Origin of the sequence: Gordonia sp. 852002-50395_SCH5434458 (genome assembly GCF_001665905.1) — a bacterium.
In the GTDB taxonomy this organism is placed as follows: Bacteria; Actinomycetota; Actinomycetes; order Mycobacteriales; family Mycobacteriaceae; genus Gordonia; species Gordonia jacobaea.
Map to the genome: position 1 here is coordinate 55,088 of NZ_LZTC01000018.1, position 14,794 is coordinate 69,881.

15 protein-coding genes are annotated in these 14,794 nt (G+C 64.3%); 8 read left to right on the top strand and 7 right to left on the bottom strand.

Features of this window, described 5'->3' with window-relative positions:
* Nucleotides 1-6 precede the first annotated feature (6 nt).
* The 4 genes from A5785_RS03680 to holA all read left to right on the top strand — a co-directional run bounded on the left by A5785_RS03680 (nucleotide 7) and on the right by holA (nucleotide 4,621).
* On the top strand, nucleotides 7-888 hold the full coding sequence (locus tag A5785_RS03680; RefSeq protein ID WP_005205144.1) for a DegV family protein: 882 nt from the start codon (nucleotides 7-9) through the stop codon (nucleotides 886-888).
* Between the two features lie 76 nt (nucleotides 889-964).
* Complete coding sequence (locus A5785_RS03685; RefSeq protein ID WP_082946525.1) at nucleotides 965-2,062, top strand: ComEA family DNA-binding protein; 1,098 nt, start codon at nucleotides 965-967, stop codon at nucleotides 2,060-2,062.
* Nucleotides 2,063-2,069: 7 nt separating this feature from the next.
* Nucleotides 2,070-3,596, top strand: a complete 1,527-nt coding sequence (locus A5785_RS03690; protein WP_005205139.1) for a ComEC/Rec2 family competence protein — start codon at nucleotides 2,070-2,072, stop codon at nucleotides 3,594-3,596.
* A 50-nt stretch (nucleotides 3,597-3,646) separates the two neighbouring features.
* Nucleotides 3,647-4,621 carry a DNA polymerase III subunit delta gene (gene holA / locus A5785_RS03695; RefSeq protein ID WP_005205138.1) on the top strand — a complete coding sequence of 325 codons (975 nt, stop codon included), beginning with the start codon at nucleotides 3,647-3,649 and terminating at the stop codon, nucleotides 4,619-4,621.
* Between the two features lie 218 nt (nucleotides 4,622-4,839).
* On the opposite strand, the gene rpsT is transcribed toward holA, so the two are convergent.
* On the bottom strand, nucleotides 4,840-5,100 hold the full coding sequence (gene rpsT / locus A5785_RS03700; protein ID WP_005205136.1) for a 30S ribosomal protein S20: 261 nt from the start codon (nucleotides 5,098-5,100) through the stop codon (nucleotides 4,840-4,842).
* A gap of 250 nt (nucleotides 5,101-5,350) precedes the next feature.
* On the opposite strand from rpsT, the gene A5785_RS03705 reads away from it, so the two are divergent.
* Entirely contained in the window at nucleotides 5,351-6,484 is a 1,134-nt protein-coding gene (locus A5785_RS03705) for a hypothetical protein (protein ID WP_064864593.1), read from the top strand.
* A 14-nt stretch (nucleotides 6,485-6,498) separates the two neighbouring features.
* On the opposite strand, the gene A5785_RS03710 is transcribed toward A5785_RS03705, so the two are convergent.
* From A5785_RS03710 to A5785_RS03735, 6 genes are all read right to left on the bottom strand, one after another.
* Nucleotides 6,499-6,882, bottom strand: coding sequence for a hypothetical protein (locus A5785_RS03710; RefSeq protein WP_064864595.1), 384 nt, complete (start codon nucleotides 6,880-6,882; stop codon nucleotides 6,499-6,501).
* Entirely contained in the window at nucleotides 6,879-7,541 is a 663-nt protein-coding gene (locus A5785_RS03715) for a hypothetical protein (protein WP_082946526.1), read from the bottom strand. Before A5785_RS03715 ends, A5785_RS03710 begins: the two co-directional genes overlap by 4 nt.
* Nucleotides 7,538-8,032 (bottom strand): hypothetical protein, encoded by a 495-nt coding sequence (locus A5785_RS03720; RefSeq protein WP_064864597.1) that lies wholly within the window; start codon nucleotides 8,030-8,032, stop codon nucleotides 7,538-7,540. The genes A5785_RS03715 and A5785_RS03720 overlap by 4 nt, the downstream gene beginning before the upstream one ends.
* A 188-nt stretch (nucleotides 8,033-8,220) precedes the next feature.
* On the bottom strand, nucleotides 8,221-9,327 hold the full coding sequence (locus A5785_RS03725; RefSeq protein WP_064864599.1) for a hypothetical protein: 1,107 nt from the start codon (nucleotides 9,325-9,327) through the stop codon (nucleotides 8,221-8,223).
* Nucleotides 9,315-10,628 carry a TPR repeat region-containing protein gene (locus A5785_RS03730; RefSeq protein WP_064864601.1) on the bottom strand — a complete coding sequence of 438 codons (1,314 nt, stop codon included), beginning with the start codon at nucleotides 10,626-10,628 and terminating at the stop codon, nucleotides 9,315-9,317. The genes A5785_RS03725 and A5785_RS03730 overlap by 13 nt, the downstream gene beginning before the upstream one ends.
* A gap of 9 nt (nucleotides 10,629-10,637) precedes the next feature.
* Complete coding sequence (locus tag A5785_RS03735) at nucleotides 10,638-10,838, bottom strand: hypothetical protein (protein WP_064864603.1); 201 nt, start codon at nucleotides 10,836-10,838, stop codon at nucleotides 10,638-10,640.
* 353 nt (nucleotides 10,839-11,191) lie between these two features.
* Here A5785_RS03735 and A5785_RS03740 point away from each other — a divergent pair, with 353 nt between their 5' ends.
* The 3 genes from A5785_RS03740 to A5785_RS03750 are packed head-to-tail and all read left to right on the top strand — an operon-like array spanning nucleotide 11,192 to nucleotide 14,768.
* Nucleotides 11,192-12,943 (top strand): circularly permuted type 2 ATP-grasp protein, encoded by a 1,752-nt coding sequence (locus tag A5785_RS03740; protein ID WP_064864605.1) that lies wholly within the window; start codon nucleotides 11,192-11,194, stop codon nucleotides 12,941-12,943.
* The gene (locus A5785_RS03745; protein WP_197494616.1) at nucleotides 12,943-13,923 is read left to right on the top strand and encodes an alpha-E domain-containing protein; all 981 of its coding nucleotides are present in this window, start codon (nucleotides 12,943-12,945) and stop codon (nucleotides 13,921-13,923) included. The genes A5785_RS03740 and A5785_RS03745 overlap by 1 nt, the downstream gene beginning before the upstream one ends.
* Complete coding sequence (locus A5785_RS03750) at nucleotides 13,920-14,768, top strand: transglutaminase family protein (RefSeq protein WP_064864607.1); 849 nt, start codon at nucleotides 13,920-13,922, stop codon at nucleotides 14,766-14,768. The genes A5785_RS03745 and A5785_RS03750 overlap by 4 nt, the downstream gene beginning before the upstream one ends.
* Nucleotides 14,769-14,794: the final 26 nt, after the last annotated feature.

The following is a 14,794-nucleotide window of genomic DNA, read 5'->3' on the forward strand; positions in this document are numbered from 1 at the left end:
AGACGGGTGCCTGTTGTCGTCGTCACAGATTCCTCCGCGCGGTTGCCCGCTGCCGTTGCTGACAGCTACGACATCATCCAGGTTCCGTTGCATCTGACGCTCGACGGCGTCGACTATCTCGAAGACGACGACAACGTCCCCGCCGATATCGTGTCGACGCCGGGAGTCACCACCGCCGGGGCGACTCCGCACGATCTGGTGCGGGCGTATGGCGAAGCCATCGAGCGCAGTAAGGGCGACGGCGTCGTCGCGGTCCACATGTCGCGAAAACTGTCCGGCACGTGGAGCGCAGGGCGCCTCGCCGCAGAGGACTACTCGGGGCAGGTGCGGGTCGTCGACTCGCGGTCAGTTGGACTGGCAGTCGGGTTCGTGGCCATCGCCGCGGCGCAGGCCGCCCGGGACGGTGCCGACCGGGACCGTGCGTACGAAGCCGCCATCCGCCAGGCGGCGACCGTCGAATCACTGCTCTGTGTGCAGAACCTCGACAACCTTCGCAACAGTGGCCGAATCAGCGCCGCGAGCAAGATGCTCGGTTCCGCGTTGTCGATCAAACCGATCCTGCACGTCGTCGACGGCACGCTGACGCTTCGGGAACGCACGCGCACCTTCTCCAAGGCGCTGGACAAGATGGCAGACGCAGCAGTCGATTACGCCGACGGCCGCGCGGTGACCCTTGGCGTGCAACATTGCCAAGCTCCTGCTGCCGCAGCCGATCTCGTCGTCCGACTGCGGGAGAGCCTGCGGAGCGTGACGTCGAGCATCACGGTCGATCTCGGTCCCGTGCTCGGCTGTCACGTCGGCCCCGGAGCGGTCGGCGTCGTGATCGGTACCCAACTCGACCCCATCACCAGGGGCCCGTCGGTGGCCGAGGGGTTGTCCACAACCTGACCGTCGTCCACAGCGCTGCGTCGGTGCGTGGCCGCCGACCCCAAGGCGTGGTGTGCCCGCCGTAGCGTCAGAGGCTATGAGCGACAAACCAATCCGGACGGCACGTGGATTCGCCGCGCGAGGTGTTGTCGAGCGCGGACAGCGCACCGGGTCCACCGCGGTCGGGCGCTCCCCGCTGGACCGGTTGTCGGCGACCGCCCCCACGCCTGTCGGAGCCACCCGGGTGCCCGAACCCGACGCGAACTCGTCGGCTGCAAACGACGATGTGTCGCCTGATTCCTGGGAGATCGACACGACGCCGGGTTGGCTGGCTCCCGAGGTGGGACGTAGGCGTTCTCTCGATAGTCGAGAAAGACTACATGCCAACGGATTCGACGACGATCGTCTAGATGATTTCGACCTCGACCCGGATGCAGATGACGATGGGTATCGTCCCCGGCGCCGATTCGCGGTGGCGCCCGCCGGTGCCATCGCGCTGATCAGTGTGGGTGTAATCGCCTGTGTGATAGCGGGATTCGGACTGCTCCGCAACGACGACGTCGTGCCGACCGTTGCCTTCCCCTCATCGGCGGGTCCGTCGACGTCGATTCCGTCCCACGCTGCAGCGTCTTCTGCCGCAGTGCCGTCTGACGCCGCGCCCTCAGCTGCACCAGCCCAGATCGTGGTGAGCGTCGTCGGACTGGTGCGGAAGCCCGGGTTGGTGAGATTGGCGCCGCGGTCGCGGGTGGCCGACGCGCTGTCGAGCGCTGGCGGTGCCCGCGAGGGAGCCGACACGACGTCATTGAATCTCGCTCAGGTGTTGGGAGACGGCGACCAGGTGCTTGTCGGCTACGCGAGCAAGGACGGCAACGCCTCACTGCGCAGCGCGGTGGTCGCCGCGGGTGTAGGGAGGCCGGGCCCATCGTCGCCACCGACGGCCGGTGATGCGCCCGAGTCGGGCACTGGCACAACGGGTTCGGGGTCGGCGAGCGGCACGGGCGGAAAGGTCGATCTGAACACTGCGAGCGCCGAGCAGCTCGACGCTCTCCCGGGGGTCGGCCCTGTCACGGCGAAGGCCATCATCGACTGGCGATCGCAGCACGGAAAGTTCACGTCCGTCGACCAACTCGGCGAAGTTGACGGAATCGGACCCGCACGGCTCGCCAAGCTTCGCGACCTCGTGACCGCAGGTTGACACCCCGGTGGATCTACGGCTTGTCACACCCGCGCTCGTGGTGTGGTTGGTCACGCTGCTCGGGCTGCACGGGCCGTCGTGGTCGATGCCTGCTGTGCTGGTGATCGGCGGAATGATCTGTGCTGCAGCTCTGTTCGCGTATCGGCGGTGGAATGTGGCCTGGCGAATGGTCGGCATCGTGGTGATCGGTGCGGGGATGGCGGTGACATGTGCACTCGCGCTATGGCTTCGGCTCGAGACACGCGACGCGCATCCGATGTCGGGCATGTCGGGCAAGGCGACGGTCACGATGTCGATTCGCGACGACCCGCGGAACTTCGGGCCCGCACAACGGGGTCAGGTGACCACTCGGGTGACGGTGCTGGCCGTCGGGGAGCGTCGAGTTCCCTCCGCCGTCGCCGATGTCGTCGCTCGCGCGCCCGGATGGGTCGGATTGTTGCCGGGTCAGCGCGTGCGTGTCCTGGTGAGTATGCGCGCACCTCGAGGGGGTGATCTCAGTGTTGCGAGGTTGGCGGCGTCGGGACCGCCGACGATGTTGGGGCGGCCTCCTCCGCTGCAGCGCGGAGCCGGCATCGTGCGGACAACGCTGCAGCAGAACTCGGCGCAGGCGCTGACCGGTGAATCGGCGGGATTGTTGCCTGGGTTGGTCATCGGCGACGAGAGCGCATTGTCGCAAGATGTCCGTGATCAGTTCCTCGCGGCCGGGCTCAGCCACCTGACCGCTGTTTCGGGTGCCAATTTCGCGCTGACCTGCGGTGCAGCGATTGCGTTGATCAGGTTGATCGGCGGGTCACCGAAGGTGGCGGCTGTCAGCGGGGTGATCGTCATCGTCGGATTCGTCGTCCTGGTACGGCCGTCGCCGAGTGTGCTGCGCGCGGCGATGATGGGCGGAGTCGGTCTGCTCGCGTTGTTGTCGACGCGACGTGCTCGCGCGGTGCCCGCCCTCGGTGTCGCCGTGATCGGGGGACTCCTGTGGTGGCCGGAGCTTGCGAGCGCGCCGGGGTTCGCATTGTCGGTCGTGGCGACAGCCGGACTCGTGCTGATCGCGCCGTCGATCCGAGACATGCTGCGCGAGTGGAGAATCCCGCCTGTCGCCGCCGAGGTGCTGGCTATCGCCATCGCTGCGCAGGTCGTGACGGCGCCGCTGATCGCGATGATCAGCGGGACGTTCAACGTGGTCTCTATTCTGGCCAACGTCGTCGTGGCGCCGGTCGTCGGAGTGATCAGTGTGGTGGGAACACTCGCCGCATTGATCGGGCTCGCCGGAGAGGTGGGAGCTGTGGTTGCCCAAGTGTTACTGCGCGCGATGTCGCCGGAGCTGTGGTGGATGATCACCGTGGCGCGGGTGCTCGGTGGATTGAGTTGGGCGGCAATCGAAATACCTGACGGGCTTGCCGGGATGGTGCTCGTTATGGCGTTCACAGTCCTGGGTGCGGCGTTGGTGAATCGACGCTCGATCGGGTGGGTGCGGCGTCGTACGCACAGTCGGGGGAACGAGACGCACGGTCGGCGGAGGGACGGGTGCGACCGGTAGTAGGGAAGGTGTCCGGTGCGTCGTCGGGGTTGTCGGGGCGTTCTGGCACCATGAGTGGCGTGACCGATCGCCTGCATCTGCTCCTCGGAGACGACGACTTCCTCACCGGACGTGTGATCTCGGGTGTGACGAGCGAGCTGTCCCACCACGCAGGCTCCGACATCCCGGTGACGCGTGTGCGCGCGGGCGACGTCAGCGAATACGAACTGGCCGAGCTGTTGAGTCCGTCGTTGTTTGCCGAAGACCGCGTAGTCGTCGTCGAGTCGGCGGCAGAGGCGGGTAAGGAGCCCGCAGCGCTGATCACGCGGGCGGCTCGTGAGCTTCCCGACGGCATCACGCTGATGGTGATCCACACCGGCGGCGGCCGGACGAAGTCGATGGTGGGCGAACTCCGCAAGGCCGGTGCCGTCGAACACGACTGCACTGCGCCGCGCTGGCCGTCGGAACGAATGGACTTCGTCCGCAAGGAGTTTCGTGAGCTCGGCGTGAAGGTCAGCGCCGACGTCGTCGAGCAGGTTGTCGAGGGGGTCGGTGCGGAGCTTCGTGAGCTTGCCGCGGCGTGCAGTCAGCTCGTTGCCGACACCGGCGGGAAGATCGACCGCGACGCGGTGCGCGTCTACTACCAGGGGCGCCCGGAGGTCACGGGATTCGAGGTCGCCGACAAAGCCGTCACCGGTGATCGAGCCGGAGCGCTCGAGTCCTTGGCGTGGGCGGTGCACCACGGGGTGCCTCGAGTACTGCTGGCCGATGCGCTCGCCGAGGCTGTGCACGCGATAGCTCGCGTACGCGGAATCGGCTCGATGGATCAGTACGCGGCCGCGTCGGAGTTGGGCATGCCGCCGTCGCGTGTCAAGAAGGTGCAGTCGCAGGCACGGGCATGGGATTCGCCGTCGATCGCGCAGGCCGTCGTGGTGGTTGCCGGACTCAACGGAGATGTAAAGGGACAGGCCGCCGACGCAGACTATGCGCTTCTGCATGCGGTCGACGCTGTTGCATCGTTGCGCCCGACGTCGCGTCGGCGCTGAAGCGTGCAGGGCTGAGCTCGCAGGACTGAACCACTCAGAAGCCGGAGCGTGCGCGACCACGCAACTCACCCCGGCGACCGCGTGGAAGTCGCCGGGGTGAGTTGTCTCGACAGGGGAACGGTCGGCGCTGCGATCCGGCGTGCTCCCGTGTGCACGGGGCGCGTCGCGGGTGCGCGCTCTGACTCGTTCAGCTCCGGCTGATGCCGGAGAGTGCTACCTCAGAGCTTGTTGACGGCCACAGCGATGGCCGACTTCTTGTTGGCTGCCTGATTGGCGTGGATGACGCCCTTGCTGGCGGCCTTGTCGAGCTTGCGGCTTGCCGACTGTCCGAGCTCGGCGGCCTTGTCCTTGTCGCCGGCGTCAACAGCTTCGCGGAAGCTGCGGATCGCGGTGCGCAGCGAAGAGCGCACGGACTGGTTGCGCTGCCGACGGATCTCGTTGGTGCGGTTGCGCTTGACCTGGGACTTGATGTTTGCCACGCGTGTGTACCTATCAGTTGTTGGTGATTGCTGTTGCTGGGTGTTCCTGAGCAGGTCAAACGGGTGGACAGCACGTGTCCGCCGTCGACTCTGCGACAGCGGTCTACTTTACCAGCCGGAAACAGGGGTCCCAAATCCGCAGGCGTTTGCTCGCGCGCGATCGTGCGTCTCCCACCGATCGGCTGTGAATCCTCACAGCATGTGTCGAGCTCGCGGATGTGTGCGTGAGCACAACTAAACTCGACCCATCATGTCAGTTGTCTTCATTCACGTCGGATTACCCAAGACGGGCACCACCCATCTCCAGGATCGCCTGTGGTGGAACCGCGACCTCGCTTTTCGTCACTCCGGGCTGCTCTACCCGGGAAACGAGATGGCGGATCACTTTCACGCCGCAACCCACCTACAGCCCAGTCGCTATCTCGACTGGGTCGACCCGGCCTTCGCCGGAAGGTGGTCGACGATGGTCTCGCAGATGCGTGCTTGGCCGGGGACGTCGCTGGTGTCGCACGAGTTGTTCGCGACGGCGCGCGAGGAACAGATCGAGTCGATGGTGAACGACCTGTCCTTCGCCGACGAAGTCCACGTGGTCGTGACCGTTCGTGATCTGGCCCGCCAACTGCCCTCGGTGTGGCAGGAGAACGTCAAGAACCAGCGTCTGGCATCGTTCGACGACTTCGTGACGTCGGTGCGGCGGCACGCGCCACGTCGAACGGGGTCGTGGGGCGGCGACATGGAGGAGGAGCCCTTCTGGGAGTTTCAGGACTACGTGGGCATCCTCGGACGGTGGGCCAAGTTCGTCGGGCCGGAACGAGCTCACCTGGTCACCGTGGCGAAGCCGGGAACGGGCGCATCGTCGTTGTGGGACAGGTTTCTGTCCGTGCTCGACGTCGATCCGACGCCGATGACCATCGACGTTCCGAACAACAACACGTCACTCTCGGCGGCGCAGGCCGAGCTGCTGCGACGGCTGAACTCGCGCCTACAGCCCGACGACATCGAGTGGGATCGGTACGAGCGCGTCGTCAAAGGTCACATCATCGCCAAGGTCTTGTTCGCACAGACCGGCGGCACTCCACGGGGGCTGTCCAGCGAACAGCGTGCGTGGGCGGCCGACGAAGCCGAGACGATGATCGAGGCTGTGCGCGTGGCGGGGTATCCCGTGACCGGTAATCTCGGGGATCTTTCGGTGAGCACGATGGCAGGCGACGACGCCCAGCCGCCGACAGTGGACCAGATTCTCGACGCCTCGCTCGACGCGATTGCAGGAATCGCGCAGACGATGCCCTATCCCGAGACCGCGGCTCGATTGCAGACGCGCGCAGCGAATATCGCGCGTCGATTCGGTCGTCGCGTGGTGTCGGCACGGCACCGGCTCGGCTAGCCACCGGCTAGCAGCTAGCCCTCGTCTTCGCTCAGATGTGGATTTCTAGCGAGGTGCGCTCGCAGCTCGCGTAGCAACTCCGAGCGCACGTACGATGCAACCTCTGCTCGGCTTTCTGGGCTGATTCCGAAAATCTGAGCGTCGACACTGCGTTGGCATTCGTCGTCGAGTGCGATGGCCAGCCGACGCTTGTACTCGACCTGGCGTGCTATTTCGTCGGTACAGAGAACGTCTAGGTCGCGAGTCTGGGTAGGCACGGGTGCGCTCGCGGGGCGTGCGCGCAGTGCAGCGGCCTGTGCGCGCAGGCGTTCGTCGAGAGCCGCGTCGTTCCGTTTACGTTCCGCGAGCATGCCGGGTGTCACGAACCGGGCGAAGGGCTCATCGGACGCGGAGGTCATAGGTCACCGGTCGTGGTGGTGGGCCAGCCGGGGGTGGGTGTGTGGCCGCGGTTGATGGGGGTGTCTGTGCAGACGTCGTGCTTGGGCGTGGTGAAGTCGAAGTCGTGTTGCGTTGCGTACCAGTCGCCGAAGACGTTGTCTGGAGGGGCGTTTCGCGGTCCGCGTTGATTGGCGGGTGGGGGCGTGCCGTGGTGGTGGTAGGTGAGCCACTCGATGTCGACGGTGAGTGCTTCCTTGTTGAGCGAGTTGACACTTTCGCGGCGGCAGACGGTGGCGATGTAGGTGTCGGGGCCGGTGTTGTCGAGTCGGATGATGCTGTGGGAGGAGAATCCTGTGGTGAGCTCGGTGGGCGAGATGCCGTAGTAGAAGAGGTTGTGTGGGACGTGGTCGGCGTTGATGTAGCCAGGATAGGAAGCGGGTTGGCCGCTGTGCATTGCGACGTCCTGGGCTTCGATGAAGGCGCGGATGAATGTGCCGTCGGCGCTCATGAGATCGACTGCCGGGGTGGGGTTCCAGTGATCGGTCCACTGCGCAGTGGGAGGGCGTTGGTAGCCGGTGGGCGTGGGTGAGGGTGTTGTGGTCGCCGGTTGTGTTGTGGCGCATGCGGTCAGGGTCATCAGTACGGCGAGGATTGCGGTGCCTGTGGTTGTGCGGGTCATAGGTCGCCGGTTGTGGTGGGCCAGCCGGGGGTGGGTGTATGGCTGCGGTCGATGGGGGTGTCTTTGCACAGAGTCTGTTCAGGGTTGTGGTCCCAGACGTATTTGGTGGCGTACCAGTCGCCGAAGATGTCGCCGGAGGGAGCGTTTCGTGGTCCGTGTTGGTTGGGGGGTGGTGGCGTGCCGTGGCGGTGGTAGGTGAGCCAGGTGGTCTGGAAGTGGACGGATTCTTTGTTGAGCGGGTTGACACTTTCGCGGGTGCACACGGTGGCGGTGTAGGTGTCGGGTCCGGTGTTGTCGAGTCGGATGACGCTGTGGGAGGAGAATCCGGTGTAGATCCACATGGGCATGCCGTGGCTGTAGTACTTGGGGATGCGTCCGGTGCGATTCGCTGCTGCGAAGCCGGGGTAAGAGCCGGTGGCGGCGCTTCCGCTGAGTACGGCGATGGTCTCGGCTTCGATGAAGGCGCGGACGAATGTGCCGTGGGCGCTCATGAGATCGGTTGCTGCGGTGGGATTCCAGTGTTCGGTCCACCGGACGTTGGCGGGGCGTTGGTAGCCAGCGGACGTGGGTGAGGGTGATGTTACAGCGGTCGGAGTTTTGGGCGTTGCACACGCCGACACAACCACCACGGCAACGCCACTGAGAACTGCCAGTACGAGACGCCCGAGCTGGTGGCGATTCATCGCGGGGCCCTGCTCGGATCATCACCCGGCGCGGACAGTTGATGGGGATCGATATTGGCGCCTGGGCGTGAGCCGCTCGGGTATCCGTCGCCCTGGTTGCTCCACGAATCCCGCAGGATCGGCAGGTTATCGACAATGTCGTTGAAACTGTCATTATTCGCAGTGATCTTTCCCCAGTCCAACACCATCGGAGACTCTGGATCGCGCGGGTCAGCATGTGACAGGAACGGAGCCCATCGCGGATCGGCCTCCAGTCCGCCGTGGGTGCTGGCATAGCCTAAAGCGAGGTCGCGTTGGTAGTAGAGCCCTTGCGTGTCGTTGTCGTAGCCCTTGACCGCCTCTTGAATAGCGTCGCTCACATGATCATGCGGAATCGTCGACGGGTCGTTGACGATTCCGAGAGCGGAGAGTTTGGTGCCGGGGTTCGCGACGTCGATAACCGATCCGGCGAGAGATCCGACTTCGCCCCAAGGTCCTGGAAGGAATTTCAGTCCGGTCGTGAGTACCGTCTTGGCAGTGTCCCATTCGGTGGAATCAAGATTATATTGCTGTATACGATCCCAATTCTGTTGATTGAACAGTCCCTGCAATTCGGCAGTGTCGGCCTCATGGAACATCTCGTGAAAACGACCGGAGGCCGCGGCAAAAGACGGATCGCCATCGTGTGCCGCGTACATCGAGGTCATGTAATTCTCCCAGGCCGCCCCGGCGTGGTTGATAACGGATGCGGAAACGGGATCGGAATCGAGCGCTTGAATCATGCCCTGCATCTCGGTGATATTCCCGAAACCATAGCCAGGGAACGTGTGGATTCCCATGCCCTCGACGCCATTGAGTGCGCCGAGATAGGGAATGATGTTCTTCGTCAATGACTGTGTCAGTTCGGGATTGATACTGCCAAGTGTCGGGTGCCCGACTCCGCTGCCGTTGGTGTCTAGTCCCAGGAGCGTGGCGTTTTCGGCCAGCCGGTGCGCGTAACCGTTGGCCGCTAGCGCAGCCAGATCGCCTTCGTGTCCCGGGCTCCCGGCGTTCGGGCCGATCCAGTTGAACATGTCCTCGACGGCGTGTTGCCCGGGGTCGAAGGGATGGGTCACAAGGTCCACGAAATGTGAACCTGCATCGAAGTGGCCACCGGGCTCGACTGTGCAGTCCATGTGCTGCGCGGGAGGAAATCCGTGATGGCAGGGTGGTCGGCATCAGTGAGCGCGATCATGCTATTGATGGTGGCGTTGAGGTCCTTGTCGGAAACGAGATGACCCGTCTCGTCATCGGTCTCCAGAAATAGGCCCTGACGATTCGATGTGGCGCTCGCGAGCTCTGATGCCTGTTTGAGAAGGCCACGATCAACGTCGGTGTTAACCCGTAGATCTGCGTTTCCCTTTCCCAAGAGGTCCGTCAGGGCGACGAGATCGTGGTAGTTGTTCAGTCTCCAATATATGCCTGCTGCGGGGTTGTCAATATCAAAAGTGACCGGGTTGCGTTGTAGTGACTCTCGGACCTTGGCCGGCAACTCAGTCATTCCGCCGTGGTTGCCTCTTTTATCGGTGATCAGCGGATTTCCCATGAGTTGCATGCCGTTGGCGAGCGCAGTCTTCACGGAGTCGCGCGACCCGGGATCGGGGTAGTCGGCGATCCGGTCTATTTCTGCTGGGCTCTTGCTGTCCAGCCCGGCCATGACTTCTCGCAGATATGCGTATTTGTTCGGAGGGATGTCAACAGGTTTGCCTTGGCGGATCGCCTCGATCTGCTCAGGTGTCAACCCGGTCGCTTCTCGGAGTTCGGCGAGTTCAGTCCCGGACAGTCGGCGATGATCGGCCAGGTCGTCGAGTAATTGATCGGCGCTGTGGATACTCACCGCTGCGCCTGCAGGTGATAACGCGTTCATCCCCTCGATTCCTGAATGGACCGCGCTTGCTAGTTGTTGGTCTGCAGCCGCGAACTCGCCGGCCTTTCCCTTGAGCGCTGAAGTGGCATCTCGTGCTGCCTGTTCTCGACGCTCTTTCTCTTGAGAATTAACGAATTGCTGAGCCTCATCGCCGGACGGGTACGTCTTGGAGTCGGTCACCGTCCAGTCGTTAGCTACGCTGTAGTTGTCGACGAACAGTTGCACGACCTTATAGATCAGCGAGAACTTGAGGTCTTTCAAAGACGTCACGTGTGTGTCAATTGCCGTCGCACACTGTCTGGCGGCGGTGGCAATTCGGCCGATGGATGTCTGCTCTTCGGCGGCGCGCCCGGTTGCGGCATCGTGCGCGAGGCCCCGCCACGGCACTGAGGAGACTTCACGTACCATGCGCGCCGCGTGAGATTCGATGTTCGACGCCAGATCGTTGAGTCCGTTGCGGGCGTCGAGGTAGTTGCCAGGCTCTGCGTCGAGCGCATCTGACAGGGTCGGGTAGGTCATATGCAGATCTCAGCGACGTGGAAGTGGAGTGTTGAAATCCCCGATCGCTGCCAAGTTGTGAGCGCTCTGTTCTTCGGTGGTGGCAAACGCCGTTGCCGCAGTCGCGATCGCCTCCGAGATCACCTGGAGTCGTCCGGCGACGATTCGCTTCGAGTTGTTGACAGCTTCGACAATGTGGGGCATCTCGCCGTCGCTCTGCGAGTGTGGCATCGCAGGGATTACGCACGTGGCGTCTGGGGCCTGCGCTACTGACGAGCCTTCCACCCCGATCTTGTAGGCAGCTCGTTGCAAGTCGCCCGGTGTGACTTCGACTACTTGGCCACCACTTCTTTGCGGCTCTGGCGCCACAGCAACCCCTTTGTCTGAATTGCCCAAAACGTTCAGGTGTCTAATTAGCTGGCACGCGGGATGCTACCGCATCGGGCGGGAGACGGTTCCCGTGTGCCTGGGCGCAGCGACAATCGACTAGCCACGCTCTAACGGTGTCCGCCCGACCGGGGATCTGCGACGCGCCCGCGCAGACGTCGTGCCGAGTGGAGCGATCTGAGGCACCATGTGTGTCTATGAGTCCCGCGTCAACCGGTGCGCAAGCCAAGAAGGCATCGCGCAAAACCGCGCCCCCGTCGTCGTCGAAGTCCGTCACCGCCGCCAAGTCGGCAAACGGCAAGGGTGCCGAGTCGGGACAGGTTGCCAAGAGCGCCAAGGCCAAGGTCATCAGGGAGACGGCCCCCACCGAGACCGGGATCTTCAAGGGATACTCGAAAGGGCCGTACGGCAAGGCCTTTGACGAGATGTTCGACGCCGACGGCGAGGTGCGCCCCGCGTATCGCGGCATCTTCAAGGTCATGGCGGAGTCCGATCGCGCCGACCTCGAGGCACGCGTCGACGCGCTCGGGCGCGCGTTCATCGACCAGGGCATTACATTCTCACTCTCCGGTATGGAGCGGCCGTTCCCGTTGGACGTTGTGCCACGGGTCATTTCGGCCGGCGAGTGGAACAAGCTCGAAGCGGGTATCACCCAGCGCGTGCAGGCGCTGGAATTGTTCCTCGACGACGTGTACGGCGAGCAGGAGATCCTCCGCGACGGTGTGTTGCCCAAACGGCTCGTCCATTCGTGTGAGCACTTTCACCGTCAGGCGGCAAACATCCGTCCTCCCAACGGAGTTCGCATTCACGTCGCGGGCATCGACCTGATCCGCGACGCCAACGGAGACTTCCGCGTGCTCGAGGACAACCTGCGATCACCGTCGGGTGTGTCGTACGTGATGGAGAACCGCCGCACCATGGCTCGGGTTTTTCCCGACCTGTTCTCCACGCACAAGGTGCGCCCTGTCGCCGACTACCCGAGTCACCTGCTGCGCGCGCTGCGGGCCTCGGCCGCCTTCAACGAGGCCGACCCCAACATCGTCGTGCTCACGCCCGGTGTCGCGAACTCGGCGTACTTCGAGCACTCGCTGCTCGCGCGGCTGATGGGCGTCGAGCTCGTCGAGGGTCGAGACCTGTTCTGCCGCGACAACGTCGTCTACATGCGCACCACCGAGGGCGAGCAACGCGTCGACGTGATCTACCGACGCATCGACGACGACTTCCTCGATCCCATGCAGTTCCGTCCGGATTCGATGCTCGGCGTGGCAGGTCTGCTCAACGCCGCGCGCGCGGGCAACGTCGTGATCTCGAGCGCGGTGGGCAACGGTGTCGGCGACGACAAGCTCATCTACACCTACGTGCCGGACATCATCAACTACTACCTCGGCGAGAAGCCCATCATCGGCAACGTCGACACCCTGCGCTGCTGGCTCCCCGAGGAGTGCGACGAAGTGCTCGACCGGATCGACGAACTCGTCGTGAAACCTGTTGAGGGATCGGGTGGTTACGGGATCGTCTTCGGTCCCGACGCCACCAAGGCCGAGCTCGACACCCTGGCCCGCAAGGTGCGCAACGACCCCCGCGGATGGATCGCCCAACCCGTGGTGCAACTGTCGACGGTGCCGACAAAGGTCGGCGACTCACTGCGACCGCGGCACGTCGACCTACGTCCCTTCGCCGTCAACGACGGTGAGAAGGTCTGGGTGCTCCCGGGTGGACTGACCCGCGTCGCACTGCCCGAAGGTTCGCTCGTCGTGAACTCCAGTCAGGGTGGCGGCTCGAAGGACACGTGGGTGCTCGCCAGCAGGGCCACACAGAGTGAGCGCGAACTCGGCGGTGGCAAGGTGGTCACCTCCAAGGCCGCCAAGGCGGCACGGCCCGCCGAGAGCGCACCCGACCCGGTTTTCGAACAGACACAGCAGCAACAGCAAAGCGGTGATCCCCGATGATGTTGGCCCGCAACGCCGAATCCCTCTACTGGATCGGCCGCTACGTCGAACGTGCCGACGACATGGCGCGTCTGCTCGACGTCGCTATCCATCAGCTCCTCGAGGACACCTCCGCCGACGTCGACGGTGCGGTTCGGATGGTCATCCAGGTTCTCGGACTCGAGGTGCCCGACACCGACGGGCCGCTCGACGTGTGGTCGCTCACCGAGCATGTGGCGTATGCGAAGGGGTCGGCCGGATCGGTCGTCGACCTCATCCGTGCGGCGCGCGAGAATGCCCGTGGCGCACGGGAAGTCACGTCCAGCGAGATGTGGGAGTGTCTGAACACCACCTACAACGGACTGGCCGAGGCGGAGCGTCGGGGGCGTCGACTCGGACCTCACGAGTTCCTCTCGTACGTGAAGAACCGGGCCGCCATGTTCGCCGGACTCGCCGACGCGACGATGAGTCACGACGACGGCTACCGCTACCTGTTGCTCGGTCGTTCGGTGGAGCGGGTCGACATGACCATCCGAATGCTGCTCTCGCGCGCCAACGATCCGATCAACTCGCCTGCGTGGGTGAATGTTCTGGTGTCCGCCGGTGCACACGACACCTACCTGCGGACCTATCGCGGTCTGCTCGACGCCGAGAACATCGTGCAGTTCATGTTGCTGGACAGGCTCTTTCCGCGATCGGTGTTCCACGCACTTCGTGTCGCGGAGCAGAATCTCGCGGAGATCGAGAAGCGCCCGAGCCGCGTCGGCGAGCAGGCCGAAGCGCTGCTGCTGCTGGGTCGAGCGCGCAGCTCGCTCGAGTTCCTGGAACCGGGCCGACTGCTCGACGGACTGCAGGAACGACTTCTCGATCTGCAGGACACCTGCCGTGCCGTCAACGAGGCGGTCACGGGTCAGTACTTCCATGTGTCACCGTATGTGTCGTGGGCAGACGCCCGGGTCAGCGATGGTGAAGAACACTTCATCGAGGAGAGTGAACTGTGAGCTGGCGTCTGAGGGTCGTGCATTCGACGGGCTTCGGCTACCAGAGTCCGGTCACCTCGTCGTTCAACGAGGCACGGCTTACCCCGCGAAGCGATACTCGGCAGAACGTGATCGTCAACCGTGTGGAGACGGTGCCCGCGACCCGTGCGTACCGCTACACCGACTATTGGGGCACCGCGGTCACCGCCTTCGACCTCCACGCTCCGCACGAGGAGCTGGAGGTGTCGGGGATGTCGGTCGTCGAGACCGAGGCCGGCGAGCGTCCAGCCCCCGACAAAGCTGTGACGTGGGAGGAATTGGAGAGCGAGTACGTCGCCGACCGCTACGACGAAATGCTCTCGTTCACAACGTATGTGCCGAAGAACGGGCGGCTGGGTGCGACAGCGCGGCGCATCGCCAAGGGACTCGAGCCGGAGGACGCCGTCGAGGCGATCTGCAAGTTCGTGCACGAGGAGATGGAGTACGTACCGGGTACGACAGGCGTGCACAGCACCGCCGTCGACGCCTGGAACGAGCGCAAGGGTGTGTGTCAGGACTACGCGCACGTCAGCCTTTCGATGCTGCGCGGTCTCGGCGTGCCCGCACGGTACGTCTCGGGATATCTGCACCCGAAGCCCGACGCGAAGATCGACAAGACCGTCGAGGGGCAGAGCCACGCGTGGATCGAGGTGTGGACAGGCGGCTGGTGGGGCTACGACCCGACCAACGACACCCCCATCACCGAGCAGCATGTCTCGGTGGGCGTCGGCCGCGACTACTCCGACGTCTCGCCGCTCAAGGGCATCTACACCGGCGGCAAGGCGACGGACCTCGACGTCGTCGTGGAGATCACGCGCCTGGCGTGACCGGCCCGCGGCGCCGCCGGTGAATG

What these genes read in the sequence shown, in the direction of transcription:
- A5785_RS03685 (WP_082946525.1), top strand. Translation starts at nt 965, where the DNA reads ATGAGCGACAAACCAATCCGGACGGCACGTGGATTCGCCGCGCGAGGT.
- holA (WP_005205138.1), top strand. Translation starts at nt 3,647, where the DNA reads ATGAGTGGCGTGACCGATCGCCTGCATCTGCTCCTCGGAGACGACGAC.
- A5785_RS03705 (WP_064864593.1), top strand. Translation starts at nt 5,351, where the DNA reads ATGTCAGTTGTCTTCATTCACGTCGGATTACCCAAGACGGGCACCACC.
- A5785_RS03710 (WP_064864595.1), bottom strand. Translation starts at nt 6,882, where the DNA reads ATGACCTCCGCGTCCGATGAGCCCTTCGCCCGGTTCGTGACACCCGGC.
- A5785_RS03715 (WP_082946526.1), bottom strand. Translation starts at nt 7,541, where the DNA reads ATGACCCGCACAACCACAGGCACCGCAATCCTCGCCGTACTGATGACC.
- A5785_RS03720 (WP_064864597.1), bottom strand. Translation starts at nt 8,032, where the DNA reads ATGAGCGCCCACGGCACATTCGTCCGCGCCTTCATCGAAGCCGAGACC.
- A5785_RS03730 (WP_064864601.1), bottom strand. Translation starts at nt 10,628, where the DNA reads ATGACCTACCCGACCCTGTCAGATGCGCTCGACGCAGAGCCTGGCAAC.
- A5785_RS03735 (WP_064864603.1), bottom strand. Translation starts at nt 10,838, where the DNA reads ATGCCACACTCGCAGAGCGACGGCGAGATGCCCCACATTGTCGAAGCT.
- A5785_RS03740 (WP_064864605.1), top strand. Translation starts at nt 11,192, where the DNA reads ATGAGTCCCGCGTCAACCGGTGCGCAAGCCAAGAAGGCATCGCGCAAA.
- A5785_RS03745 (WP_197494616.1), top strand. Translation starts at nt 12,943, where the DNA reads ATGTTGGCCCGCAACGCCGAATCCCTCTACTGGATCGGCCGCTACGTC.